The organism is Paenibacillus cucumis (ex Kampfer et al. 2016) (genome assembly GCF_019748695.1).
GTDB lineage: Bacteria > Bacillota > Bacilli > Paenibacillales > Paenibacillaceae > Paenibacillus > Paenibacillus polysaccharolyticus.
The window spans coordinates 40,803-64,969 of the sequence record NZ_JACLIC010000045.1; the positions used below are offsets into that span (position 1 = coordinate 40,803).

The following is a 24,167-nucleotide window of genomic DNA, read 5'->3' on the forward strand; positions in this document are numbered from 1 at the left end:
ACGCATGTATAAAGTACTGCTTGTGGAGGATGAAACGGTGATTCGTCAGGGGTTACGAGAGTTGATTGTACAGGCATCCCCTCATTTTCAGGTGGTGGGGGAAGCGGCAAGCGGAGCCGAGGCACTGGAGGTACTGCGCTGTGAAGTGCCGGATGTATTAATCACGGATATCCGTATGCGCGAGATGGATGGATTGACGCTGGTTTCATTAGCGAGAGAGATGTACCCTGATCTGCTGATGCTTGTCATCAGCGGGTACGGGGAGTTCGAATATGCACGCAGGGCGATGGAACACGGGGTATTAAGTTATCTTTTGAAGCCAATCGAACGTCATGAACTGGTGAAATGTCTGCAAAAAATACAATCGCTGCTGGACCGTAGGTATGGTCTCTCCACACTTCCCATCCCCGAAACCTCTGGCGCAGCCAACCCGGAACACGGGGAACCACGGAGAATTATTCGCAGCGTGAAAGAGCATATCCACCAGCATCCCGACGGTGATCTACGGCTCCAGACGGTGGCTTCGCTGGTCAATCTGAACCCGACGTATCTGAGCCAATTATTCAAAACCGAGACGGGCATCAACTATTCCGAATATATCGCGGAGGCACGAATGGAGCGGGCCAAATGGCTGCTAGTCAACACGGGACTCAAAATCTATGACGTTGCCCGGTTATCCGGGTATCAGAGTCCGAAACATTTTATGTTGGTTTTTAAACAGCAGATGGGATGTACCGCAGGGGAGTACCGTGATGGTTATGGTGTACAGCGTGGGGAGTAGTGAGGAACAGAGAGTAAAGGTAAGAGATTAGCACTAGCACAATGCCTCTTGGGTTAGAGAGTTTGAAGAGGAAAGCATAGAGAGCATTTAGGCGAGTGCTGTATGAGGGCAGAGCTAGGTGTCAGGAGAAAATCTCTTAAAATTCCGTACCATTTCTGCAACTGACGTGATTTAGGAGCAAGCAGCGCTTTCGATATACTGAGGTGGCACAGGAATACCATAACGTCCATAAGGGGGATTTCGATGAAAAAGGCAGGACTGATGCTGATTCTCGCGCTTATGATCACAGCTTTAATTGGATGCACAAGCACCAATACGGGCGGGGGTTCGAACGCCTCTGGCGGAGAGAAAGACAAGGTAGAACTGAAATTCATGATGTGGGGCAACCAGGCACACATTGATGTGTACAACAAGCTGATCGATGGCTTTACAAAAGAAAACCCGGGCATCAAGGTAACGATGGAATCGGTCCCGTTTGCCGATTATCAGCAGAAAATATCGGTGCTTGCCGCTGGTGGTTCGCTCCCGGATCTGGCCTGGGTATCGGAACGCATGATACCGCAGTTCAAGTCCAATCACATCCTGGCCGACGTGTCGGCGTTCAAGGATGATGCACAATTCAAGCTGGACGATTACATTCCCAGCACGCTGGATCTCTTCCGTGAGGGAGATCAACTGTTAGGCTTGCCGTTTTCCACACCGCCTGTGGTGATGTTTTATAATCAGACGCTGTTTGACAAGGCCGGGCTGACCGATCCGAATACGCTGGCTGCCAAAGGCGAGTGGACGTGGGAGCAGTTCGAGGCTTCTGCCAAAGCGATAACCAGCAAGGATGCGGCGAATCGCATCTATGGGGCTAACTTTTTTCGGGACTGGAAGACCTGGGCCGTGCTTTCTTCATACTCCTGGTCTAACGGAAGCGGGCCGTTCAACGAAAATATGACAGCGTTTACCTGGAATGATGAGTACGGTGTACAGACCTTTGCCATGCTGGAGCGCATGATGTTTACCGACGAATCCCACCCGAAAGCGGGCGAGCAGGTGAGCTTTGATGCAGGTAATGTGGGCATGTTCTTCGATAACTACAGCTATGTGTCCAAAGCAAGGGAGATCAAGGATTTTGAGTGGAGTATTGCACCTATGCCGTCCGGCTCACAGGGTAGCGTACCGATGCTGGGGCAAGCGGGCTATGCCATGTTCAAGGATAGCAAGCACCCGGAGGAGACGAAGAAATTGCTGAAGTATTTTGCCAGTGAACAGGGAACTCAGGCAACCGCGACGTACTTTGTGCCTGCGCGTACTTCGGTGCTGAACTCCGACGCTTTCATCCAGCAGCCGAACAACCCGAGCAAAGAGCATATCGTGCAGGCGGTCATTGATGAAATGCCGAAAGCCCGTCTGATTCCGGGACATATCCGCTGGCAGGATATTGATAACGCGGTACTGCAAGGTTTTGACCGATTATTCGCCCGTACAGCCTCGCCAGAGGATAATTTGAAACAAATGCAGACGGAAGTGCAGCGCATATTGCAGCCCTAAGAAAGGCGGAGAGTGAAGGAGAGCGGGAGATGAAGCGTAAATGAGAATAGAGCGTAGGGAGGGCAGGAAAATGACGGAAAGAAAGATGACGGAAAAAAGTGAATGGGGCGTATGAAGCGTGAGAGAAGTGAGAGAAGTGAGGGGATGAACCAGGTGGAAGACATGAGGAAGGGTCAGCAGACGGAGCAGATGCAGCAGCGGTCGCAGAGGACGGAACAGACCAAGGGGTCACAACAGATGCAGCTTTCTCAGAGTTGGCAGAACCCGCAGCACTCCCAGAACCCGCAACATTCACATCAAGTCGGTCAACTTCGGGCTAAGCAGCATGTGCAAAAGACAGGTCAACTGCAAGCCATGCTGGAGCAAAAACCGCTGTCGCTCATCGTCAGTCTGCCCGGGAATGATCTCGCACTGGCTCGGGCGGCATGGGAAGAAGGGGCGGATGCTCTGAAGGTGCACTTTAATGTGGGCCATCGCGCAAGCGGCAACCATTTTGGTCCGCTGGATGAATACACCGAGGCATTTCGGGCGATCCGCTCGGAGTTCGCTGGTCCGTTCGGCGTTGTGCCATCCGGGAGTATCGAAGGGACACGGAGAGAAGATGTAGAGCGCCTGGCGGATCTAGGCTTTGATTTCTACTCGATCTATGCGCATCATCTGCCTTCTTTTATGTTGCAAGACCATGGGCTGGAATCTACGTTTGCGATTAACAACGAGTATGATGCGTCTCTAGTGGCATCTGCTACACATTTCGGTTTTACTGCATTGGAGGCTTCGATTGTACCCGGCAAAGAATACGGCACCCCGCTCAGCTTTGCGGACGTGCTTCGTTATCGGCAGCTGGTCTTGCAGGCCGGAGTACCGGTAATGGTTCCTTCCCAGCGTAAATTGGTACCGGAGGATGTTCCCGTGCTTCACCATAGCGGCATCAAGGCCATTATGCTGGGGGCCATCGTTACAGGCAAAACGGAGGATGAGCTACGTAGAGCGGTGAGTAGCTTCCGCAATGCAATAGATCGTCTGGGACAAAAGGAGCCTTCGGGCTCGGAACAATCTGCACCAGAATCGTGTGTTGATGGACATTCTGACCCTGCCAATCCTGCCACTCCTTCCGTTCTCACGAAACTTTCGGATGGTTCGGATTCAGGGAGGGATGGCTCGTGAGCCGATCCAACAAGCGGAGACGCGGAGGGCCGCTTGCCAGGGAAGCGCAGATTGCTGGCTGGTTGTTTATTTCACCGATGGTGCTGGGCTTTACTTTGTTGCTTTTGTTCCCGATGGGTCTTGCATTTTATATGAGCCTGACGGATTGGCCGCTGCTCGGGGATCACCATTTTATCGGACTGGACAATTACCGGGATATTATGACGGACGCCATGTTCTGGGAAGTGCTTGGCAATACGGTTTACTTCACGGCAGGTCTGGTGCCGCTGAATATCGTACTCGCTTTGCTGCTCGCCCTGCTCCTATCCAAAAGCATTCGAGGGATCGGCCTGTTCAGAACGGCCATTTTCGTCCCGGTGATGACGTCATTAATTGTCTGGGCCATCGTGTGGAAGCTGATGTATGCAACAGAGTCGGGGCTGATCAATCAGCTATTGCTGATGATGGGGATTAAGGGCCCTGCTTGGCTATATGATCCGAACCTGGCCATGCCTGCCGTCATTGTGACGAGTGTGCTGAAAAATGTCGGTCTGAACATGGTGCTGTTCATTGCAGCACTTCAGCAGGTCCCGCGTTCCTTGTATGAAGCGGCGACACTGGATGGCGCGGGTAGAAGGGCTTCTTTTTTCAATGTCACCCTGCCTATGATCACGCCAACCGTATTTCTGACCGTCGTGATGACCGTCATTGGGTCGCTCAAAGTATTTGGACAGATCTATGTCATGACCCAAGGCGGGCCGAGCAACAGCACGAAAGTTCTGGTCTATTACATCTGGGAAAAAGCGTTCAAGCTGTTTCAGTTCGGCTATGCTTCGTCCCTTGCGTATGTGCTGTTCCTGATTGTGCTGATTCTGACGCTGCTGCAATGGCAGCTTCGAAAGAGGTGGGTGTTTGGTGAAGGCGATGCCTAGTTTGTCAGGCCGAAGGTTCGGGGCTGCGGTTGGCACCTATTTGATACTGACGGCAGTTTCGCTGATCATGATTGTTCCGTTGATCTGGATGGTCTCGACATCCCTCAAGGAACCGCAGAGCATATTTACCTATCCACCGCAGTGGATACCGGACAGCTTGCAATTTCAGAATTATATCGATGTGTTTCGATTGATTCCGTTTCACCGTTTTTACGGGAATAGTGTGTATATCTCTGCGTTGGTGGTGCTTGGCACGGTGTTTTTCGCTTCGCTTGCGGGGTATGCCTTTGCCAAGATTCCGTTTAAGGGACGGAATGTGGTCTTTCTCATTTTGCTGAGCGCGATGATGATTCCGCATGAAGTCACAGCGATTCCGATGTTTCTGTTTATGCGGCAGCTGGGGTGGATTGATACGCATCTTCCGCTGATTTTACTGCCGATCTTTGGCGCGGGCGGCGTGTTTGGCATCTTTGTGATGCGGCAGTTCTTCATTACGGTGCCCACCGAGCTGGAGGAAGCGGCCATGATTGATGGCTGTAGCCGATTTCGGATTTATTGGCAGATTATGCTTCCCCTTGCCAAGCCGGGTATGGCGACGCTGACGATTTTTACATTTGTGACGAGCTGGAATGAGTTCTTCGATCCGTTGATTTTTATCAATTCGAGAGAGCTAATGACGCTGCCGCTGGGGTTGTCCCTGTTCACGGATGAGGTGGGCACAGCCTGGCAGTATTTGATGAGTGCAACCGTGATGGCGACGGTGCCGCTATTGATCGTCTTTTTCCTGGCGCAGCGGCGTTTCATTGAGGGAGTGGCGATGACGGGATTGAAGGAGTAGTCGGGATGGAGAAGCGGGGGATGCAATGAATATGAGGGGCGAGAACATTTGTAACGGTTTGGGAAAAGTGTCGTGGTGGAGTGAGGAGACCGTGGAGCTGCTGGGAGGGAAAGGGAAAGTGTAGAAGAACTGAAAGTTAATAGAGAAGGGATGGTGAGAACAGCGAAAACAGTGAGAACGGGGAGAAGCGCGAGAGGATAGGCGAAAGCAGACAGACAGAGGCACGATGCATCAGGCATCAGGCGATTGGAAGGGCAGCATATCGTCTGGAAGGGAGATGGCACATTTGAATGAAGTGGCGAATGTCAAAAGGGAAACGGCGGATGTTGTCGTTGTCGGAGGCGGCCCCGCGGGAATAGCGGCGGCGATTGCAGCAGGGAGGCAGGGTGTTCGCGTGGTGCTAGTGGAACGCTACGGATTTGTTGGCGGGATGTCAACGGCTGCTATGGTCTACCCGTGGATGACGTTTCATACCGAGCAGGGTGAGCAGGTCATTCGGGGGATTGCGCAGGAGATTGTGGATCGCTTGCAGGCAAGAGGCGGTTCCCCCGGGCATCTGCGTGATACGGTTGGTTTTGTGCATAGCGTGACACCGTACGATCCGGCTGTGTATCAGGTAGTTGCGGCAGAAATGTTGAAAGAAGCGGGTGTTCGGCTGTTGCTGCACAGCTTCGTAGATGGTGTTACTGCGTTGGATGACCGAGTAGAGGCGGTGCGAGTGACGAACAAATCCGGTCAGTTGGAGATTCAGGCGAACGTATTTGTCGATGCGAGCGGTGATGCGGATGTGGCTTATCTGACTGGAGCCGCTATAGCGAAGGGACGGGAGGGAGACAGCCGATCTCAGCCCATGACGATGAAATTCCGTATGCGCGGCGTGGATCTCGGGCGTGTGAAGCAGTATATGCAAGAGCATCCAGAGGATTTTTATGAGAAAACACCTTTTGCCGAACTGGACACGATTCCGTTAACGGGCGTGAGCGGCTTCTATTCACATTGGAAGAAAGCGGCGGTACCGATTCAACGCGATCAGGTATTATTTTTCACCGGACCGGCGGCTGATGAAGTGTTGATTAACTGTACTCGGGTGCAGGGGCTTGATGCCACCAATGCTATGGATTTAACCGAAGCTGAACAGGAAGGACGGAAGCAGGTGCTTATGATTGCCGAATTTCTGAGGAATGATGTGCCTGGTTTCGAACGGGCTTCAATCTCGGCTGTAGCCCCACAGATTGGCATTCGTGAATCCAGACGTATTGTTGGGCGCTATGCACTGACTCAGGAAGATGTAGTTGTAGGGCGGAAGTTCGAAGATGTAGTCGCTAGAAGTGGCTATCCTATCGATATTCATGATCCCTCCGGGCAGGGCGTGACTGCAGCCTTTATTGAAGGAGATGGTGCGTATGATATTCCCTATGGTTCGCTGCTCTCGCAAAATATCAGCAACTTGCTGGCTGCCGGACGCTGTATCTCCACGACACATGAGGCTCACGCCACAACCAGACTGACCCCAAGCTGTATGGCAACGGGAGAAGCTGCGGGAACAGCTGCGGCTATGGCGGTGAAACTGAAACTTGCGCTTGCGAATCTTCCTGTATCACTGTTGCAAGCAGAGTTGCGCCAAAATGGTGCGGCAATTTGAGGGGAAAGGTTGGGATAAGAATGGGACGGGGTGGAGAAGTTGCGAGAACGTCTTAAGTTCGTTGGAAGGGAAGGCGGATTGGTAAGTAACACGGCTTAGAATGTGTGGGACTGCGAACCTTTGAAGCTAATCTATTCTCCCAGAACATTAGTGAAGGCGAAATAACTCGGTAAAGGGAACGAAGTTAGGGTAACCGCACAGTGGTGAAATTCTAACGATCACCAGAAGACTTATTTGGGCAAAAAAAGTAGACAAAAAAATTCTAACGATCCGAAGTGACGCTATTTTGCCAAGATTGCTCGGAATGGGGTGGAAAATGGCCAGAATCAGCAAAATAAGCTTCCTACGGATCGTTAGAATTGAAAATGCCTCAAAAATGGCTAAATAAGCTCATCTGAGATCGTTAGAATTCAAAAGCTCCAATTCCACGAAAAATGTGGAACGGGAGCTTTTGAACGTTGAACCGTTACTTTGTTTAGCTCGTATTTTGGCAGTTCCACTTCGAGTATTGAAGCTGGACAGTTGAATCGCGAGCAATCGTAGCGGTTGCCTCAAACCGTTCAACATGGAGCACTAGAGCAGCATGGCTCCGAACCGTTGCCACAAGCAATGGAAACAAAACAACTGAAACAAAACAACTGAAACAAAACAACGCTTTACCTCCCTAGTTCATTCGTGCCTCAAGTCTTCTGGCAACGATCGAGAGGGAGTAGTTGATGATGAAATAGAGTACAGCAGCGAGCAACAACGCCGGGATGATGTAATCGAAGCTTTGACCTCCAAGGATCTGCACATTGCGCATCAGCTCCGGCAGGGAGATGATGATGGCCAGTGACGTATCCTTCAATAGAGAAATAAATTGGCTGACCATGGGCGGAGACATGCGGCGCAGTGCTTGTGGCATAATGATACCGCTGAGCGTCTGCATGTAACTTAGGCCAGAGGAGCGGGCAGCTTCCACCTGACCACGTTCTACAGATTTAAGGCCGCTTCGCACGATTTCTGCGATCATGGCGCCTTCGAACAGACTCAGTCCTACAACCGTGGACCAGAAGGGTGGCATTTTAATACCAAGCTGTGGTAGCACGATATGGATAAAAAAGATGATAAGCAGCAGCGGCAGGTTACGAATGGTATCTACGATAACCGCCACAATCTGGGATAGGACGGGGATTCGTGTAAATCGTATCGTACCGAGCAGTGTGCCCAGCACAAAGCTGAACACAATGGATAAGCCTGCAACTTGAAGGGTCACCCAAAATCCTTGCAACAGGAAACGAAGGTTAGGCCATTCATAGGCCCCGCTAAAGTCCATACGTTCGAAGCCTCCTTCGGTGAGCGATATATGTTCAATGATTCACCACATGTGACTGGATTAGAAATGCCCTACATCGTAACCTGCCCGGCAGGTTTGTTTTTCTTCGGTTTACCTTTAGGTTTGCGCGCTTCTGCATCACTCTGTCCAAATCTGCGTTCCATATAATGCACCAGAAAGCTGAGCGGTAAGGTCAGTATCAGATAGAACAGAGCAACGATGGTGTAGACGCTTAGTGGCTGGAACGTATCGGAGTTCACAATGTCGGCAAAATACATCAAGTCCATGCCAGCCACAACCGCCAGGATGGATGAGTTTTTGACCAGATTAATAAATTGATTGCCAATGGAAGGCAGTACAATTTTGATGGCCTGCGGCAGGATGACCAGATTCATGGCCTGTACATAAGACAGTCCCGATGAACGTGCGGCCTCCAGTTGACCTCGAGGTACAGTTTGGATGCCTGCCCGAATCGCTTCTGCGATGAAAACGGCTGTGTATATGGTTAGTCCCAGTGTGCCCGCGACAAATCCATCCAGAGAAATACCCAGGGAAGGCAGTCCGAGATAGAAAAAAAACACAACCAGCAACAACGGAATGTTGCGGATAAATTCAACAAAGGCCGTACCAAACCAGTTCAACGGTTTGACCGGTGAGATTCGAAAGATCGCCAGAATGGCCCCGAGTACAAAGCTGCCAATCAGAGCCATCACGCTCACTTGAATTGTATTCAGAAATCCTTCCATAAAGCGGTCGGAGTGTCTGAACAGTACGCTGAAATCCAATGTGCCCATAACAAGAGCCCCCGTTCTCCAGGTGTGAAAATAAAACAACAGCGCATCTGCTGCATACGTATTTCTCGTATACGGCAGATGCTTGCAGTGTATATTGAATGTTTAGCTGATGGTAGATTTGCTCATCATCAGGTACTTGGACTATTCAGGCTTGCTACCTAGCCACTTTTCATGCAACGTGTCATACTCCCCGCTGTCCTTCAGGGCTTTCAGCATCTTGTTCACTTCTTCTACAAAAGCCGTATCGCCCTTGCGAATCGCCATGCCGTATGGCTCACTAGTGAAGTTGCCGCCAACCAGCTTGTAGTTGTTGTCCGTCTGCTGCATGCCGATGAGGATGATATTATCGGTTGTCAACGCCTCGCCTTTGCCTGCTTTCAGCGCTGTAAACGCATCCTGATAATTATCAAACTCCAGCACGTCGGCTTTCGGTGCCTTCTCGCGGATATTCTGTGCAGACGTAGAGCCTTTCACGGCAAGCACCTTCACACCATCCAGGCTCTCCAGACCAGCGATGGCACTGTCGTTTTTCACCAGAAGGGATTGGCCTGCCTCGAAGTACACATCACTGAAATCCACTTGCTCTTTCCGCTCATCCGTGATGGTCATCGTCGCAATGATGATGTCGATATCTCCGTTTTGCAGCATCGGTATCCGTGTTTTGGACGTTACTTCTTTCAGTTCGACCTTCGTTTCATCTCCCAGAATCTGCTTGGCGAGTGCCTTGGCAATATCGATATCAAAGCCTTCCACATCTCCGCTTGCCGGGTCTTTGAGTCCAAATAACTTCGTGTCATATTTCACGCCAGCAATCAGCTTGCCGCGTTCCTTAATCCGTTCAATCGTACCTTGCGCCTCCGCATCGCCCCCACCGCTTGTGGAAGGTGTGTTTGTACCAGTGGAGTTACAGCCAGATAATACGAGTGATAACATAAGCACCAACATTAACGTTAAAGACGGGAACTTCATATTATTGTTCATCAATTTAAGACCCCTTTCAAAATGTGGAGTGAGCATAAAGGATTGGATTAACGTCTGGGTGAAAGTACGAAGAGGTTAATGATGGATCAGGCGGCTAAGGAACTGTTGTGCTCTTTCTTCTCGGGGATTGTCAAAAAAATCTACTGCGGGTGCCTCTTCGACGATCCGGCCCTCGTCCATGAAAATGACCCGGTCTGCCACCTCACGGGCAAATCCCATCTCGTGGGTAACGACGACCATGGTCATGCCGTTGTGGGCAAGGGAGCGCATCACATCCAGAACCTCCCCGATCATCTCAGGATCAAGGGCGGACGTGGGTTCGTCAAAAAGCATAATCTTCGGTTCCATGGCGAGTCCTCTCGCAATGGCTACACGCTGTTGTTGTCCACCGGACAATTGGGATGGGTAACTGTCTGCTTTATCGGCAATGCCGACCCGCTCCAGGTATTTCATAGCGGTTGCTACGGCTTGGGCTTTGGGTTGCTTACGTACCTTGACGGGTGCAAGAGTGATGTTGTCGATGACTTTTTTGTGGGGATACAGATTGAAATGTTGAAAAACCATGCCGATGTCGCGGCGGAAGAGGTTGATGTCCACCTTTTTCTGATGCAGAGGAATGCCGCTGACAACGAGCTCACCTTCACTGATGGTCTCCAGACGGTTAATACAACGGAGCAACGTACTTTTGCCAGAGCCTGAAGGCCCAACGATAACGACGACTTCTCCTTCTTCAATACGAAGATGAATATCCTTGAGGACATGGAAATGACCGAAATGCTTTTGCACACGTTTAAATTCAATCAAGAACACACACCCTTTCTGCAATGGAGAGTGAAAATGGGATAAAAAGTAATTATTGCAAAGTGGTTATTTAATCATACATAGACATCCTGCTGATAGCAATTGGTCTGTAATAAAACGTGACATAAGTAATGGGTTTTATAGGGCTATAGCCCAAATTTACGTTATATATATGTTATATAGTTGGTTTTCTTGTGACGAATGCTGACAGAAAAATGAATCAATACTCCTAGTTTATTTACAATGACTGGAATTGATGTATGCTGTAAACTAAAAATAGTGTCTTGTTTTTATAGACGGGCTAACAAATATAAATAACAAATAACATCAAGTTCACTCTGTACATGGCAAAAAAGCTTAACCCGTCACTACTGTGCCGTTGATATGATGAAACGAGAGAATCGAGTAGAGAGGATGATTTCATACCATGAATATATATCGCTCCCCATTATCTGCAGGGTCAGGCAGTGCAACTGAACTTCAAGCATACGAAGTGGATCTGCCCGAGATTCCTAAAAATGATTTTCATATTACCGAGTATGGTGCCGTTGGAGACGGTATCACAGATAATACAGAGGCCTTTCGGTTAGTTATTGCGGCATGTGCAGACACAGGTGGAGGCAGGATTATCATTCCTGCCGGCGTGTGGCTCACTGGACCGATCGTGCTACGTAGCCGAATCGAACTGCATGTGCAAGCCGGTGCACTGGTAACCTTCAGTCAGGATTTCAATAAGTATCCTCTTATTGCATCAAGCTTCGAGGGTTGGCAGGTTGTACGTTGTCAATCTCCAATTGATGCAGACGGGCTCGAAGATATTGCGATTACGGGTGAAGGCATCTGGGATGGCGGCGGTGAAGCCTGGCGTCCGGTGAAACGTTCCAAAATGACGGCTGGCCAGTGGAAGCGACTGCTTGCCTCTGGTGGTGTTGTGGAAACGTCAGAAACGACGGATGAACAGATCTGGTGGCCTTCCCAATCTGCGATGGATGGCGGTGCCATTGCCGAGAAGCTCTACCTGGAAAAAGTACGTGATCTTGCCGCGCATCAAGAAATCCGGGATTTCTTGCGGCCGAACATGGTTAGCTTGCGCCAATGCAAACGGGTTCTGCTGGAAGGGCCTACTTTCCAGAACTCACCGGCCTGGAACCTGCATCCCTGGGCATGTGAGCATGTGACGATTCGTAAAGTGAATGTGCGAAACCCGTGGTTCTCCCAGAATGGAGACGGGCTGGATATTGAATCATGTCGTCATGTTCTGGTAGAGCAGAGTATATTTGATGTTGGTGACGATGCAATCTGTATGAAATCAGGAAAAGATGCCGAGGGGCGTGAACTCGGGCTACCATCGGAGTACGTTACGATTCGGGATTGCACGGTGTATCATGGTCATGGCGGCTTTGTGATCGGCAGTGAAATGTCCGGCGGTGTAAGGCATGTCCGGGTAACGGATTGTACGTTTATCGGCACGGATATTGGTCTGCGTTTCAAGAGCGCACGCGGACGCGGGGGGATCGTTGAGGATATTCAGATTGAGCGCATTTATATGAAGGATATCATTATGGAAGCTATTTCGTTTTCCTTTTTCTATGCCAATATGGAGGGGTCTGCCCGCGGTGGGGACCTTGCAAAAGAGGTCAGCGAAGAAACGCCGGTGTTCCGCGATATTCGCATCTCGGATGTGGTCTGCGCGGGAGCCGATACGGCATTATTTGTTAGCGGTCTACCGGAGATGCCTCTGGACAGCGTAAGTATCGAACGTTACAGCGTGGAAGCTCGTACTGGCATTCAGTGTGCTCAGGCAAAACATTTACAGATTACAGGGCTTCAGGCACAGATCACCGAAGGTCCGCTGATTCATCTTCATAACTGCAAAGGCGCTACACTGGAGGACATTAAAGGTGTGGGTGCGGATGGGAAGCTATTGAAAGTCACTGGACTTGAATCTGCGGGGATCGTATGTCGGGAAACGGATGCAGATACGGAAGGACGACAGATATCGGTAAGTCCGGAAGTCCGAAATGGAGTTATCATTCGTAGATAAACGGTGTGATTTTTTCGTGCCTATTAGAAGTGTAATAGGGCAGCCATGTATGCAGTCCAGTCATCGCCTGAACTTCTCCTGAGATGGAGAAGAGCACATGCTGGAGCTGGAACACGGCTGCCCAATTGATTTTGTATAGGAAGAATAGGTCAGGACAACATGTCACATTCATCGATGCTCTTTGCGATAACGCAGCGGCGTTGTGCCTGTGATCTGTTTAAAGGTTTTGTTAAAATGAGCAGTATGCTCAAATCCGACCTTCTCTGCGATAAATTGAACCCGCTCTTGTGTTGAAAGTAATCTTCGCTGTGCCTCTCGAACTCGAACGATACGCAAATATTCGCTGAAGCGAAATCCGGTAAGCCTGCTGAACATTCGGCTGAGATAAGAAGGGCTGATATAAAAACGGGCTGCAGCATCTTCCAAAGTGAGCGGTTCGGTGTAGTGTTTATTGACATAGGTTACAATCTCGCTAATCTTGTCCTGCATCGGATGTAGCGAGCCTGGATTGGATTCACGGATAACCTCCTGTGCCCGATGGACAAGAATCAGAAGTTGAGCCAGCAGACTACGTACGGCGATCTCATAATGAGGGCGTCGTTCTTTGCATTCCTGAAGCATCTGCCACAGGATGCGCTCGATCTCTGGTTGATCTGACTCGGGAAGACGGAGGAGGCTGGAGCATTTGAATGGCAGCAGGCCACATATGCCTAGCTCCATGCCCGTGGCAAAAGCAGGCGAAAAACCAATGAGAATCCGTTCGAAGCCAGGTTTGTTGCCTTTGGAGGTGGTGTGTACATCATGCGGGTTGATGAGAACCAAGTCACCTTTTCGCGCAGGCAAAATCTGTCCATTCATGGAGTATACCCGTTCACCTTCGAGCAGGTAATATAATTCGTAAAAGGGATGAGCATGAGGTTGCGGCATCGCACTCCCGTCATGTCTTCGCATATATTCTATGGTAAAGGCATAATCACCAATCCGATACTTGGGTCCGATTCGATCCTCAATGAGACTCATTAGGCAACTCCTCTCCACTTCAGCTTGGCGTTGATACTCATATCATAACGGAAAGTAGATAATTTTGTAAACGCTATCATATAGAGTGAGATTGCTTTTTGTGAAGATAGATATCATTCATCAGGGACGGGAGGGATATTGTGGAGAAGGTGGACGAATGGAAGAATGCCCGTTATAAAGGTGACAAAACGGACATGTTGTTTTAGAGTAAGGAGAGCGAGGTCATGCTCCAGTTTGGGAGTATCCCCGAAAATGAATTGGAAGGAAGGAAACAAGTTATGACAGCACATGAATTATCACCGCTCGTAGCTGCGCTGGATATGCAGCCTCACGTTGAAGGTGGTTGGTATAAGGAAGTTTGGAAAGCATCTTATCAAATCCCGCAATCCGTATTACCGGACGCTTACTCTGGTCCGCGCTTCTCGGCAAGTTCAACGTATTTCTTGCTTCATGCTCATGAAATCTCCGAGTGGCACACGGTGCTTTCGGATGAGCTGTGGTTATGGCACAGCGGCAGTCCAATTGAATTGAAATTGGGTGGCAACGGCGAAAACCCGGAGAATGAGGAAGTGCTGATTCTCGGCATGGATATCGAGGCAGGACAATCTCCGCAGGTACTTGTGCCTGCAGGTGTATGGCAGACGGCACGACCATTGGGCGATGAGCCGGTTCTGGTCACTTGCGTCGTAGCGCCAGGTTTTCACTTTGATGACTTCAAGCTGGTATCCAAAGGATAAGCTTATATTTAAAACTTTAAATTTAAAAAACCGATTCAGACATGCTTCAGCATCTGAATCGGTTTTTTTTGAGTGCTCTTCTTTCTTGCTCTTACATTTCTCATATCACCCTTGATGTTCATTGTGAATGCTTTGCATGTCCGATGGCGAATACTGCTCACTTCGGATTTTCATTACTCATCCAGCTGTCTACATAAAACTCTCCATTATACTCCGGTAGCTTAGCGAGTTCCTTAAGCTTGAGTTCAGCTTCTTCCGCGGTAGAATACTCACCGATAACAGCCGTGAACTCATCCGTAGACGTTTTAAGGAAGGAGATATCCTCATCCGGATAAGATTCTTTTAATATACCCATGGACTCTCCAAAAGGCATTGATTCTGTACGGAGTGAGAACACCTTTCGAGGTGTGACTGGTTTGCCGTCAGAAGTCAGCTTCACTTCCAAATATCCAGGGTTCTTGAATTCCGTGACGGAATACTGTACGCCTTCTTTTAAAACAACAACGAATCCGACGGAGGAGTCGTCTAGAATCATGGAACCATAGACATCTTTTACTAAAGGTTGAGTCATGAAGTCGTTTTTTACTTTCTCCATATCCATGTAACGTGCACCGCTGAATGTAAAGAGGATACGATTGGGTGCTGACTTGTGTACTACATTATAATAAGGTGCGTCATTCGTCTGATCCTGGTCATCGGTACTAAAATGAATTTTAAGCGTATTTTGCGTTGCGTCCGAACCCACGGTTACTCCATCGGTAATCTTACCGCCATCGCCGAATTGTAATACTTGAACAATCGTTCCGACCACAGGTATTTTGACCATAGCATTTGCAACTGTAGGAATGTTGACGATGAACAGAAAAGCTGCACATGCTGCCAGAGCAGAAGCATAGCGGATGATACGAGATGATTTTTTGCGAGCAGCCGCTTTTCGCTGGGCTTGACGAATAACCTCTGTAAGTTGAGCCGGGATTTCAATGTTTTCATAACGTTCTTTACTTGTCATAGATCTCCAACCTCTCCTTCAACTAAATCCAATTTTAATTTATTGATGATCCGATAAAATTTTGACTTGACGGTATTCTCAGAGAGGGAGAGCACTTCAGCGATTTCTCGAAAACGCATATTATCGAAAAACTTCAATATGATATAGGCTCTATCTTCAGGCACGAGGCGATCGAGCGCATCGTACAGATCCATCTTTTCTTCTATGGAGGCTCCTCGCTCTGGAGCTGCGAACTCTTGCACATGATCCTCCATATAAGTTACGCGCTGGCTGCGACGAATATGGTCGATCGATGTATTGATTACAATCCGTGACATCCAGGAATCAAAATAGGTCATGGAATCCATTTTGCCATAAGCAATATAACCTTTGTATGTGGCTTCGGATACGATGTCCAATGCTTCTTGTTCATTTTTCACATAGCAGTATGCCAGTCTGTATAATTTGTTTTGGATCGTTGTTATTTTTTCGCTGAACTGTTCTTCCTTTGTTTTTCTGCTGTTCAGTCTAATCAATCTTGTTCCCCCCTGATAAACCTAAATAATATTCAAGTCCTCGTGTATTCCAGGCCCGGATTGGTGTAGAGTGCTTGAGTTGTTTGATACCCGTTAGACTGATAAGGAGGCAAAATAGTTTTAAGGCTTGCAAAAAAAATATGTAATCTCTATTACAAAGGGGCCATACCTTCATTTTTCACAACGAAGTCTGTGACTATAACCTACACAGAACCATATCAAAACACCCGCTCTTCCAGAAACGAAGGCGGGTGTAGTTCAATTCAATATGTCAGAAATTAAAATTGTCCGGATCGGAACCGAAACGCTTATGCTCATTCAGACCGTTAATCTGTTCAATCTCTTCAGCTGTTAACTCGAAATCATATAGCTCGGTATTGGCGTGAATGCGCTCAGGTGTTACCGATTTCGGGATGGTCACGATTCCGTTTTGCAGATCCCAGCGCAATATGACTTGTGCCGGAGACTTGCCGTATTTGGCAGCGATATCCTGGAGCAAAGGATGCTCCATCAGATTACCTTGTCCAAGTGGAGACCAGGCTTCAATCTGAATCTCATGTGTACTGCAGTAGTCGCGTAGTTCCTTCTGAGTCAGGAGCGGATGAAGCTCGACCTGATTGACCGCAGGTTTGATGGTGGCATCCATCAAGAGATCTTCCAAGTGGTGAGTCTGAAAGTTACTCACGCCGATGGCGCGAACACGTCCTTCTTTATAGAGTTTCTCCAGTGCTCTCCATGTATCTTTGTACTTGCCTTTGACAGGCCAGTGGATCAAGTAGAGATCGAGATATTCAAGCTCCAGACGTTGCATGCTTTCTTCGAAAGCGGCAAGCGTGCTCTCGTAGCCTTGGTCACTGTTCCATACTTTGGTTGTGATAAACAAATCTTCACGAGCAATGCCAGATTCACGAATGCCTTGAGCGACACCGGATTCGTTATTATATACTTTGGCGGTATCGATGCTGCGGTACCCAGCTTCAATCGCTGTTTTGACGGCACTTACAACCTCATCTCCGTCTTTCACTTTGAATACGCCAAAGCCAAGCCATGGCATCTTAACTCCATTGTTGAGTGTGGTTGTGTCCTGAACGTGTTTCATGATCTGTCATTCCTCCTCTGATTCTTTTCGATTGCTGACAGGCTGTCACTCCTTATTATACTAAAGTTTTCCTCTCTTTAAATATGGGTGGGCAAGCTTCGCGCGAAAAGCCCCTGTTTTATCCTTTTTCGCTAGGCAGAGGTTTGGTTTTGACGCTTGTGGGTGATAAGATGAAGTATACGAAAAAAGAACGAATTGTATTTTATAGATCCTTCATTATAATCCTGAGAGGATAGCGTTTAGAGAAATGGATTCAAACGTAGAGTCCGTATGCTTTTACATAATCAAAGTCAATCAAGCGTAGTGATCTTGTATGACAAGTCGAGCTCGCGCGATTAACAATAAAGGAGCAAATTAATCATGGCTAAACCTAAAAAAACCAAAACGGCAGCAGCCTGGTCTCTCGTCATTATGGGAGCAGGTTTCGCAGCATCATTGCCATTCCAGGGGGTGCCGGTAGGTAAACTGCTGGTTGGTTCGTTTGAAGCAGGACTCGTGGGTGGACTTGCGGACTGGTTCGCAGTAACTGCGTTATTCCGTCATCCGCTAGGTATTCCGATTCCCCATACGGCGTTACTGCCGAAGAACCGGGATAAGATGACGGAAGGTTTGGTCTCCGCTGTCGAGAATAATCTGCTCAACAAGGACAGCATTACGGAGAAAATTGCTGGCTTCAAAGCAGCTGAGATTGTGCTGGATACATTGGGCCGGGAGCTGCATAGTGACGGGATCAAAACCATGATTGATACGTTGTGCAAACGTATTTTGGCCGGGCTTCCGCTAGAGCAGATCGCTCCGATTGTAGCCAAAGAGATCAAGTCACAGGCCGGAGCGTTTGACTTGGGGCCGATTCTCGAACGGGCCGCTGTACAGGTAACAGAGCGAGGGTATGATGCTCAGGCTCTAGATTATGCGTTGAAACAGGCAGAGGAGTGGCTGGTCAAACCGGAAACGATTCTGTTCCTGGGTGAAAGTGGCATGAAAGCTATTAGTGGTATCCAGATGAATGGACTCATGCAGTTTGCGATGAATGCGTTCATGGGTTATTTGAATGAAGACCGTCTGGGCGGCATTATTCAAGGATATCTCTTTGACCGGGTAGAGGATATGAAACGGGAAGGCAGTGCGCTGCGTTACAAAGTGCTGGATATGCTTCGTACACAGGCCATGCGTATTGCGGTGAGTGAAGCTGTGCAGGATGGCCTTAACGGGTGGAAGAATAATCTGCTGGATGGCTGGAATGCTGAGGAAACCGTGCTGAACAAGCTCATCGAGATGCGGGATAAAGCACTAGTGGCGATGGAGGATGGTCGTTATGTGGATACGTATGCACTGCCTGCAATAGAGAAGGTTTTGGCTGATCTGCGTGCAGATGATACGTTAATGACAAACATGAATGGCAAGATTGTAGAAGGTGTCACCACACTGCTGGAGAAAAATCACTCCAAAATCGGGAATCTCGTGCGCGAAAATGTAGATAAAATGGATAATGCTTCACTCATCTCGCTGATTGAAGATAAAGTAGGTCAGGATCTGCAATGGATTCGGATCAACGGTGCGGTGACCGGATTTATTATCGGGGTCTTACTGACCGCGCTACGGATGGTACTTGAATAAAAGAGAAGGCCGGGCCGATCTGGCTGGCCAGCAAGAAGAGCCGCTCGTGTGTAGAGCAGGCTCTTTTTTAGTGTTATCGTAATGATGTGGTTTGTTATCTTGTTGCTAGCTTGGGATGAGAGGTGGATTATTTGGAAGTTAGCTGCTTTGCTTGTGCGGGCAGTTCATCTGCCGTCACTTCTTCCCAGTGCGTTACACCACGTATTGCGGCTACATAGAGCTTCAAATATGCACCACTTTTAAGTAATTTTCCTGTAGAAAAGTTTAATGTTTTGGATTTTCCCTCATCCGTATAACCGACTAGTTTGTAGCTGTATCGTCCATTTTCGTCCTTGTTTACTTCAGTCTGATTCACGACCGTATAATAGGTTGTTTTGCCTGCCGGATTATCAGGTGTCAGTTTAGCCGGGTCCATGAATATAAGCCACAGGCAGGTCAGAATCACAAGTACTAATGCGAGAATACCGAGTGATTTTTTCATCATAGTGCACTCCTTTACAGATTGGAATTCAGGATGCTGCAATATCTTTGTATTTCAAGCGGCGAATCGACCAGATGGCAAATAGAAGAATGAACAAGCTGTTCATAAATAGAAATACCATATTCTCTGAGGTAGTCAGTCCCTTCTGACTAAGCACACCCATACCGATCGTGAGCAGGGAAAACGGGAATAACATGCCAATCTTCAATACATACATGCCTAATCCAAAAAAAACTGCGCAAAGGCTGATACCAATAGGTGTAGCAAAGCTGCGTATCCGAATGGATAACCCAAGTTGAAGTGAAGCGATGGAAAGAGAAGCAAACCACCCTCGTAGGCTCCAGACCAGAATTTCCGCTGGAAACTCGCCCGGAATGTTGAACATCTTGCCCGCAGCCCAATACATCAGCATGAAAAAGGCTTGGGCGAAAAAGATCAACAGGCCAACAATGACCAATTTGGCAACAAACAGACTGGTGACACTTAACGGCGAAGCCAGAACCATGTTCCAGTTGCGGTTGCTATGCTCCAGACGGCATACAAAGGCACAACAGATGGCGATTAGAATAGGCAGGAAGAATTCCCCGTAAAATAAACTGACCTGTGTCCACAAGCTGAACCACCCATTTTGTAAAGCGGCCTGGTTAAAATAAAAGTTAAAACATCCGATAAGCAGGCTGATAATAGGCAGGATTGCCAGTACCAGACCGATCCGGGAACGCCGAAGTTTAAGCCATTCGGCAGAGATACTCCTCAGCATATAGTTCCCTCCTTAGATTTCTTGTCTCGAGGCATGAAAATTGCCAGCAAGATAGAAGATGATCGTCATGCACAGGGCCGCTAACAATAGGCCGACAGGCAACATTCCAGATACATAGGTTCCTGAAGAGGCGCTGTAAATGTAAGTGACCGGATTCAAATCCAGATAATAAGACCAGATAAACAAGTGACGAATGGCGGCTGGGAACAAACCGGATGTGGTTCCAATGAATCCTCCCAGCATGCCCAGACACAAAGCAAACGCCTGATTGCGGACGGTCAGCGACAACCATTGCTGTAGTGCTGTAATGGCAAGTGTAGTTAATAACGTCCCAACAACAAATTGCACAAGCAGGGAGAGTGGAATGGAACCGGAAATATTTTTGGATAGACCAAAGGCCACGATAAAAATGGCCTGCGCTATGATGCCATACAGGATCAGACTATTTGCACAGATATATTTGGCGGTGTACACATGATTCCGTCCCGTATTGGTTGTCATTAACATCTTCCAAGTGTTCCCCTTATGCTCCATATCGCAGATGCGGGACACCACGATCGCCGATATAATCGGCAGAAACAGACCATTCATCGAAGCGATGCTGAAAATGAGTGCTTCCCAGCTGGCATTACTCGCGCTTCGAGAGATCGATATGCTCATGGACATGGCGGCCCAGATCATCTCTGCAGCAAGGAACAGGGTAATCATGATCCAAATCTTTTTGCGCCGGATTTTGTAATACTCCAGAGATAGAGCTTTCATTACAGGCTTCTCTCCTTTCCAGTCAGATCAAGGAAAATGTCTTCCAGACTCTTTTTGTGCTCCTCAATGCGAGTGACCGGAATACTCTGTTCCACAAGCGCTTTATTCAGCTTCGATACTTCTTCGTCGCGAAGATACTTCAATATGAGCTGATTTCCGTGAACTTGTGGCATGTAGCCATGAGTTAGTAGAAGCTTTTCTGCTTTTGCCGGCTCGGAGGTCTGGAAACGGATCGTGGCCTGATTATTAGCCTGAAGACTTTGCATGGTACCTTGAAACAACAATTTGCCATCACTGATAATGCCCACGGAGGTTGCGATCTGTTCGATCTCGGATAACAAATGGCTGGAGAGCAGCACGGTGATGCCGTATTGACCAGGCAGGGACTTGATCAATTCTCTGATTTCACCGATACCGGCAGGGTCAAGCCCATTCGTAGGTTCATCCAGAACAAGCAAGTTGGGAAAAGCAAGTAAAGCCATGGCAATGCCCAGCCGTTGTTTCATACCGAGTGAATACTGATCGGCCTGTTTATGTTTCTGATTTTCCAGTCTTACAATTTTTAAGGCTTCATCGATATTTTTGCTTGGTACATTTCGTAGCCGTTGCATCACCTTCATATTTTCAAGACCGGTCAAGTGACCATAATACGAAGGGGATTCAATCAATGAACCGGTTTGGCTCAGAATGGCGGGTCGATGTGTGGTCAAATCTTTCCCAAAGACCTTGACCGTACCTTCACTAGGTTTGATCAACCCCAGCAACATTTTTAACGTGGTCGTTTTTCCTGCTCCGTTCGGGCCTAGAAATCCAAAAATCTGCCCCTTCTCAACCGACAAATTCACTTGATGCACACGATTCATACCGCCGTATGATTTGGACAGATTATGCGTTTCGACAATGGGGGAAGTATTTATCATTGATTTCATCTCCATTTCACGGTGATCTCTGTTAAGTTCAATATAGATCAGACGTCTTGCTCTTGGCTGAAGATAACCTTACATTTACCTTAAATAGAATTGGAAAATATAGGCTTATATTCATGTCCTGATGTATAATGAAAAGGGTGATACGAATGGACATAATGAAAAACAAGAAAATACTGATTGTAGATGATGAACCGGAAATCCGTGAGATGATCGAACGCTTTTTGCGTAAGGAGGGCTTTTTCAGAGTCTATACCGCAGGTAATGTGGCCCATGCTCTGGCGATGTGCAGAATAGAGAAGCCGGATGCAGCTATCCTGGATATCATGTTGCCAGATGGAGACGGATTCTCCTTGTTGTCTTCTATTCGTTCCTTCTCGGACATGCCTGTGCTATTTTTGTCAGCGCGAGGGGAGGATGAGGATCGTTTACTCGGTTTAGGTTTGGGAGCAGATGATTATATGGTCAAACCTTTTCTTCCAAGAGAGCTGATTCTTCGGCTCATGGGCATTTTGAAAAGGGTATACGCTTCCAATACGATAGAGAGATTGCCTGTATTTCGTCTAGGTGGATTAACCATTGATTTGGAAAGCGCTGTCGTTTATGGAGAGGGAACAGAACTTCCACTGACAGCCAAGGAGCACGCTATACTGGTCAAACTTTATGAGAATCAGAACCGGATTGTAACCAGTGATGCACTATGTCAGGCCGTTTGGGGAGATGAGAGTTACGGCTATGAGAATACCCTAATGGTTCATGTTCGGCGGATTCGGGAGAAAATCGAAGAGGACCCGTCTAAACCATTGTTTCTGATAACCGTCCGTGGGCTCGGTTATAAACTGATGACTCAGGAGACTCGATAATGGATGGTTTGGTTCGTATTCTAAGAAGATTTGTCGGCTCTACGATTCTTGTATCTGTTGTACTGCTTTTATTTAATCTCGTATTGCTGGGTTCATTGATCTTCAAGGAAATTCACGAAGGACCTTCCCCCAGTGCGGTTGTCAAACAGGTCGCAGGCAGTTTGAGCAAGAGCGAGCAGGGGGAGTACACATTACAAAGTAAAGGGATGGAGATTCTCGCTGAACATCAAGCCTGGGCGATGCTTTTGAATCAGGAGGGCAGGGTGCAGTGGAGTGAGCGTCTTCCAGCAGAAATCCCCCTTACTTACAGTGTGACCGATGTTGCTAAATTTTCCCGATACTATCTTAAAGAGTACCCGGTATATGTGTGGGAACGGGAAGATGGACTTTTGGTGTTGGGGTATCCCAAAAATACGTATGGAAAATACCAGTTCGATTTTTTGGCGGATTGGCTCAAGTCCCTACCGGTCAGGATTGTACTGTTATTGATATGTAATGTGGCACTTGCACTACTTATCTCATTGCTAATCGGAACCCGTGTCATACGAAGCATTCGCCCGTTGATCGATGGCATTCATGCACTTGCTAAAGGAGAGTCGGTGCAGGTTGAAACCAAGGGCATATTCAATGATTTGTCTGAAAGCATCAACTCGACCTCCCATATGTTACAGGAGAAAAATGATGCGCTAAAGGCAAGGGATGAGGCACGATCCAACTGGATATCAGGGATATCGCATGATATACGGACGCCATTATCCATGATTTTGGGATATGCCAGTGAACTGGAGGAGCAAGTGGATCTAACAACCGAGCAAAAGCAACAGGCATCCATTATTCGGCGTCAGGGGGAGCGTCTGCGATCGCTCGTCAGTGATTTGAATCTGGTATCCATGCTGGAGTATGAAATGCAGCCCCTACAGATGAGATCCATTCGGTTGTCTGTTCTGGCAAGGCAAGTTGCATCTGATTTTTTAAATAATGGGCTGGACGAGCGTTATCCGATAGCGTTGAATGTTCAAGACGAAAGTCTGTATGTGCAAGGGGATGAACGATTGTTATACCGAGCGGTAACCAATCTGGTGCAGAACAGCATTAGACATAATCCAGAGGGGTGTGCAATCGAATTGATGATCAAGCGTGATGTGCGAAGTGGTTACGCACAGTTCATAGTCTCCGATGATGGGAAGGGAATTCCCGAGGAAGATCTGCATGATGTGCTGGTTCTTCCTTATACGGCAGGTCGCATAAGACCTCCACGTCATGGACATGGTCTAGGACTTCCAATGGTATCGCGGATTGCTCATGCCCATCGGGGTAAGCTTCTGCTCCAGTGTAACAGCCAAGGAGGGCTTCGTGCGGTATTGGAACTACCTGTAGTGGTATAGAATTCACCTGTCTAAGGACAGGTTTTTTACAAATGTGTGCGCATAACAACGTAATATAGATATTAAAATTTTAAAATATGAATTATTTTATTTTTTTAGATAATCCAGATGAGGGAAAATGAGGATTTACAAAATCTAGCAAAGTGTGATAGAGTGAAGCTAGAAATAGATTACATATTTTAT

At 48.0% G+C, this 24,167-nt stretch carries 23 protein-coding genes; 11 read left to right on the plus strand and 12 right to left on the minus strand.

The genetic code is table 11. The annotated features are described in order from the left end of the window. Positions 1–4 precede the first annotated feature (4 nt). From H7T88_RS24595 to H7T88_RS24620, 6 genes are all read left to right on the plus strand, one after another. On the plus strand, positions 5–781 hold the full coding sequence (locus tag H7T88_RS24595) for a response regulator transcription factor (RefSeq protein ID WP_221790895.1): 777 nt from the start codon (positions 5–7) through the stop codon (positions 779–781). Positions 782–1,024: 243 nt separating this feature from the next. After that, the gene (locus H7T88_RS24600) at positions 1,025–2,320 is read left to right on the plus strand and encodes an ABC transporter substrate-binding protein (protein ID WP_221790897.1); all 1,296 of its coding nucleotides are present in this window, start codon (positions 1,025–1,027) and stop codon (positions 2,318–2,320) included. Between the two features lie 153 nt (positions 2,321–2,473). Continuing rightward, complete coding sequence (locus tag H7T88_RS24605; RefSeq protein ID WP_260511121.1) at positions 2,474–3,484, plus strand: hypothetical protein; 1,011 nt, start codon at positions 2,474–2,476, stop codon at positions 3,482–3,484. Between the two features lie 77 nt (positions 3,485–3,561). After that, positions 3,562–4,395 carry a carbohydrate ABC transporter permease gene (locus H7T88_RS24610; RefSeq protein ID WP_260511128.1) on the plus strand — a complete coding sequence of 278 codons (834 nt, stop codon included), beginning with the start codon at positions 3,562–3,564 and terminating at the stop codon, positions 4,393–4,395. Further along, positions 4,388–5,233 carry a carbohydrate ABC transporter permease gene (locus H7T88_RS24615; RefSeq protein WP_221790967.1) on the plus strand — a complete coding sequence of 282 codons (846 nt, stop codon included), beginning with the start codon at positions 4,388–4,390 and terminating at the stop codon, positions 5,231–5,233. Before H7T88_RS24610 ends, H7T88_RS24615 begins: the two co-directional genes overlap by 8 nt. 277 nt (positions 5,234–5,510) lie before the next feature. After that, the gene (locus H7T88_RS24620) at positions 5,511–6,875 is read left to right on the plus strand and encodes an FAD-dependent oxidoreductase (RefSeq protein WP_221790970.1); all 1,365 of its coding nucleotides are present in this window, start codon (positions 5,511–5,513) and stop codon (positions 6,873–6,875) included. A gap of 664 nt (positions 6,876–7,539) precedes the next feature. Here the strand turns inward: H7T88_RS24620 and H7T88_RS24625 are convergent. From H7T88_RS24625 to H7T88_RS24640, 4 genes are all read right to left on the minus strand, one after another. After that, on the minus strand, positions 7,540–8,190 hold the full coding sequence (locus tag H7T88_RS24625) for an amino acid ABC transporter permease (protein WP_090918873.1): 651 nt from the start codon (positions 8,188–8,190) through the stop codon (positions 7,540–7,542). A 71-nt stretch (positions 8,191–8,261) separates the two neighbouring features. Then, positions 8,262–8,984, minus strand: coding sequence for an amino acid ABC transporter permease (locus H7T88_RS24630; RefSeq protein WP_090918871.1), 723 nt, complete (start codon positions 8,982–8,984; stop codon positions 8,262–8,264). Positions 8,985–9,125: 141 nt separating this feature from the next. After that, positions 9,126–9,965 carry an ABC transporter substrate-binding protein gene (locus H7T88_RS24635; RefSeq protein WP_154891470.1) on the minus strand — a complete coding sequence of 280 codons (840 nt, stop codon included), beginning with the start codon at positions 9,963–9,965 and terminating at the stop codon, positions 9,126–9,128. Between the two features lie 75 nt (positions 9,966–10,040). Next, positions 10,041–10,769 (minus strand): amino acid ABC transporter ATP-binding protein, encoded by a 729-nt coding sequence (locus H7T88_RS24640; RefSeq protein ID WP_090918867.1) that lies wholly within the window; start codon positions 10,767–10,769, stop codon positions 10,041–10,043. 424 nt (positions 10,770–11,193) lie between these two features. On the opposite strand from H7T88_RS24640, the gene H7T88_RS24645 reads away from it, so the two are divergent. Next, the gene (locus H7T88_RS24645) at positions 11,194–12,810 is read left to right on the plus strand and encodes a glycoside hydrolase family 28 protein (protein ID WP_221790899.1); all 1,617 of its coding nucleotides are present in this window, start codon (positions 11,194–11,196) and stop codon (positions 12,808–12,810) included. A 168-nt stretch (positions 12,811–12,978) separates the two neighbouring features. Here the strand turns inward: H7T88_RS24645 and H7T88_RS24650 are convergent, their stop codons facing one another. Further along, on the minus strand, positions 12,979–13,830 hold the full coding sequence (locus tag H7T88_RS24650; protein ID WP_090918863.1) for a helix-turn-helix transcriptional regulator: 852 nt from the start codon (positions 13,828–13,830) through the stop codon (positions 12,979–12,981). A 278-nt stretch (positions 13,831–14,108) separates the two neighbouring features. Between H7T88_RS24650 and H7T88_RS24655 the strand changes: the two genes are divergently transcribed. Beyond that, on the plus strand, positions 14,109–14,567 hold the full coding sequence (locus H7T88_RS24655; RefSeq protein ID WP_090919039.1) for a cupin domain-containing protein: 459 nt from the start codon (positions 14,109–14,111) through the stop codon (positions 14,565–14,567). Positions 14,568–14,724: 157 nt separating this feature from the next. On the opposite strand, the gene H7T88_RS24660 is transcribed toward H7T88_RS24655, so the two are convergent. From H7T88_RS24660 to H7T88_RS24670, 3 genes are all read right to left on the minus strand, one after another. Continuing rightward, on the minus strand, positions 14,725–15,576 hold the full coding sequence (locus H7T88_RS24660; RefSeq protein WP_154959981.1) for a hypothetical protein: 852 nt from the start codon (positions 15,574–15,576) through the stop codon (positions 14,725–14,727). After that, the gene (locus H7T88_RS24665; protein WP_154891466.1) at positions 15,573–16,091 is read right to left on the minus strand and encodes a sigma-70 family RNA polymerase sigma factor; all 519 of its coding nucleotides are present in this window, start codon (positions 16,089–16,091) and stop codon (positions 15,573–15,575) included. Before H7T88_RS24665 ends, H7T88_RS24660 begins: the two co-directional genes overlap by 4 nt. Positions 16,092–16,362: 271 nt before the next feature. Further along, entirely contained in the window at positions 16,363–17,190 is an 828-nt protein-coding gene (locus H7T88_RS24670; protein ID WP_260511122.1) for an aldo/keto reductase, read from the minus strand. Between the two features lie 360 nt (positions 17,191–17,550). Here H7T88_RS24670 and H7T88_RS24675 point away from each other — a divergent pair, with 360 nt between their 5' ends. Continuing rightward, positions 17,551–18,807 carry a DUF445 domain-containing protein gene (locus H7T88_RS24675; protein WP_221790901.1) on the plus strand — a complete coding sequence of 419 codons (1,257 nt, stop codon included), beginning with the start codon at positions 17,551–17,553 and terminating at the stop codon, positions 18,805–18,807. Positions 18,808–18,934: 127 nt separating this feature from the next. Here H7T88_RS24675 and H7T88_RS24680 read toward each other — a convergent pair whose 3' ends face one another. Genes H7T88_RS24680 through H7T88_RS24695 form a run of 4 tightly spaced genes read right to left on the minus strand, consistent with a single transcriptional unit; the run spans position 18,935 to position 21,727 of the window. Then, positions 18,935–19,291, minus strand: a complete 357-nt coding sequence (locus H7T88_RS24680) for a YxeA family protein (protein WP_261771711.1) — start codon at positions 19,289–19,291, stop codon at positions 18,935–18,937. Between the two features lie 25 nt (positions 19,292–19,316). Beyond that, a complete protein-coding gene (locus H7T88_RS24685; protein WP_221790903.1) occupies positions 19,317–20,048 on the minus strand; it encodes an ABC transporter permease in 732 nt (243 codons plus the stop codon). Between the two features lie 12 nt (positions 20,049–20,060). Next, positions 20,061–20,810 (minus strand): ABC transporter permease, encoded by a 750-nt coding sequence (locus H7T88_RS24690; RefSeq protein WP_221790904.1) that lies wholly within the window; start codon positions 20,808–20,810, stop codon positions 20,061–20,063. After that, complete coding sequence (locus H7T88_RS24695) at positions 20,810–21,727, minus strand: ABC transporter ATP-binding protein (protein WP_090919037.1); 918 nt, start codon at positions 21,725–21,727, stop codon at positions 20,810–20,812. The genes H7T88_RS24690 and H7T88_RS24695 overlap by 1 nt, the downstream gene beginning before the upstream one ends. 158 nt (positions 21,728–21,885) lie before the next feature. Between H7T88_RS24695 and H7T88_RS24700 the strand changes: the two genes are divergently transcribed. After that, entirely contained in the window at positions 21,886–22,599 is a 714-nt protein-coding gene (locus H7T88_RS24700; RefSeq protein ID WP_221790906.1) for a response regulator transcription factor, read from the plus strand. Beyond that, positions 22,599–23,984 (plus strand): sensor histidine kinase, encoded by a 1,386-nt coding sequence (locus tag H7T88_RS24705; RefSeq protein ID WP_221790908.1) that lies wholly within the window; start codon positions 22,599–22,601, stop codon positions 23,982–23,984. Before H7T88_RS24700 ends, H7T88_RS24705 begins: the two co-directional genes overlap by 1 nt. Positions 23,985–24,167: the final 183 nt, after the last annotated feature.

Bases quoted from the DNA above. Each gene is read 5' to 3' on its own strand.
- H7T88_RS24595 (WP_221790895.1), top strand. From the start codon at position 5: ATGTATAAAGTACTGCTTGTGGAGGATGAAACGGTGATTCGTCAGGGG.
- H7T88_RS24600 (WP_221790897.1), top strand. From the start codon at position 1,025: ATGAAAAAGGCAGGACTGATGCTGATTCTCGCGCTTATGATCACAGCT.
- H7T88_RS24610 (WP_260511128.1), top strand. From the start codon at position 3,562: ATGGTGCTGGGCTTTACTTTGTTGCTTTTGTTCCCGATGGGTCTTGCA.
- H7T88_RS24615 (WP_221790967.1), top strand. From the start codon at position 4,388: ATGCCTAGTTTGTCAGGCCGAAGGTTCGGGGCTGCGGTTGGCACCTAT.
- H7T88_RS24620 (WP_221790970.1), top strand. From the start codon at position 5,511: ATGGCACATTTGAATGAAGTGGCGAATGTCAAAAGGGAAACGGCGGAT.
- H7T88_RS24625 (WP_090918873.1), bottom strand. From the start codon at position 8,190: ATGGACTTTAGCGGGGCCTATGAATGGCCTAACCTTCGTTTCCTGTTG.
- H7T88_RS24630 (WP_090918871.1), bottom strand. From the start codon at position 8,984: ATGGGCACATTGGATTTCAGCGTACTGTTCAGACACTCCGACCGCTTT.
- H7T88_RS24635 (WP_154891470.1), bottom strand. From the start codon at position 9,965: ATGAACAATAATATGAAGTTCCCGTCTTTAACGTTAATGTTGGTGCTT.
- H7T88_RS24645 (WP_221790899.1), top strand. From the start codon at position 11,194: ATGAATATATATCGCTCCCCATTATCTGCAGGGTCAGGCAGTGCAACT.
- H7T88_RS24650 (WP_090918863.1), bottom strand. From the start codon at position 13,830: ATGAGTCTCATTGAGGATCGAATCGGACCCAAGTATCGGATTGGTGAT.
- H7T88_RS24655 (WP_090919039.1), top strand. From the start codon at position 14,109: ATGACAGCACATGAATTATCACCGCTCGTAGCTGCGCTGGATATGCAG.
- H7T88_RS24660 (WP_154959981.1), bottom strand. From the start codon at position 15,576: ATGACAAGTAAAGAACGTTATGAAAACATTGAAATCCCGGCTCAACTT.
- H7T88_RS24670 (WP_260511122.1), bottom strand. From the start codon at position 17,190: ATGAAACACGTTCAGGACACAACCACACTCAACAATGGAGTTAAGATG.
- H7T88_RS24675 (WP_221790901.1), top strand. From the start codon at position 17,551: ATGGCTAAACCTAAAAAAACCAAAACGGCAGCAGCCTGGTCTCTCGTC.
- H7T88_RS24680 (WP_261771711.1), bottom strand. From the start codon at position 19,291: ATGATGAAAAAATCACTCGGTATTCTCGCATTAGTACTTGTGATTCTG.
- H7T88_RS24685 (WP_221790903.1), bottom strand. From the start codon at position 20,048: ATGCTGAGGAGTATCTCTGCCGAATGGCTTAAACTTCGGCGTTCCCGG.
- H7T88_RS24690 (WP_221790904.1), bottom strand. From the start codon at position 20,810: ATGAAAGCTCTATCTCTGGAGTATTACAAAATCCGGCGCAAAAAGATT.
- H7T88_RS24700 (WP_221790906.1), top strand. From the start codon at position 21,886: ATGGACATAATGAAAAACAAGAAAATACTGATTGTAGATGATGAACCG.
- H7T88_RS24705 (WP_221790908.1), top strand. From the start codon at position 22,599: ATGGATGGTTTGGTTCGTATTCTAAGAAGATTTGTCGGCTCTACGATT.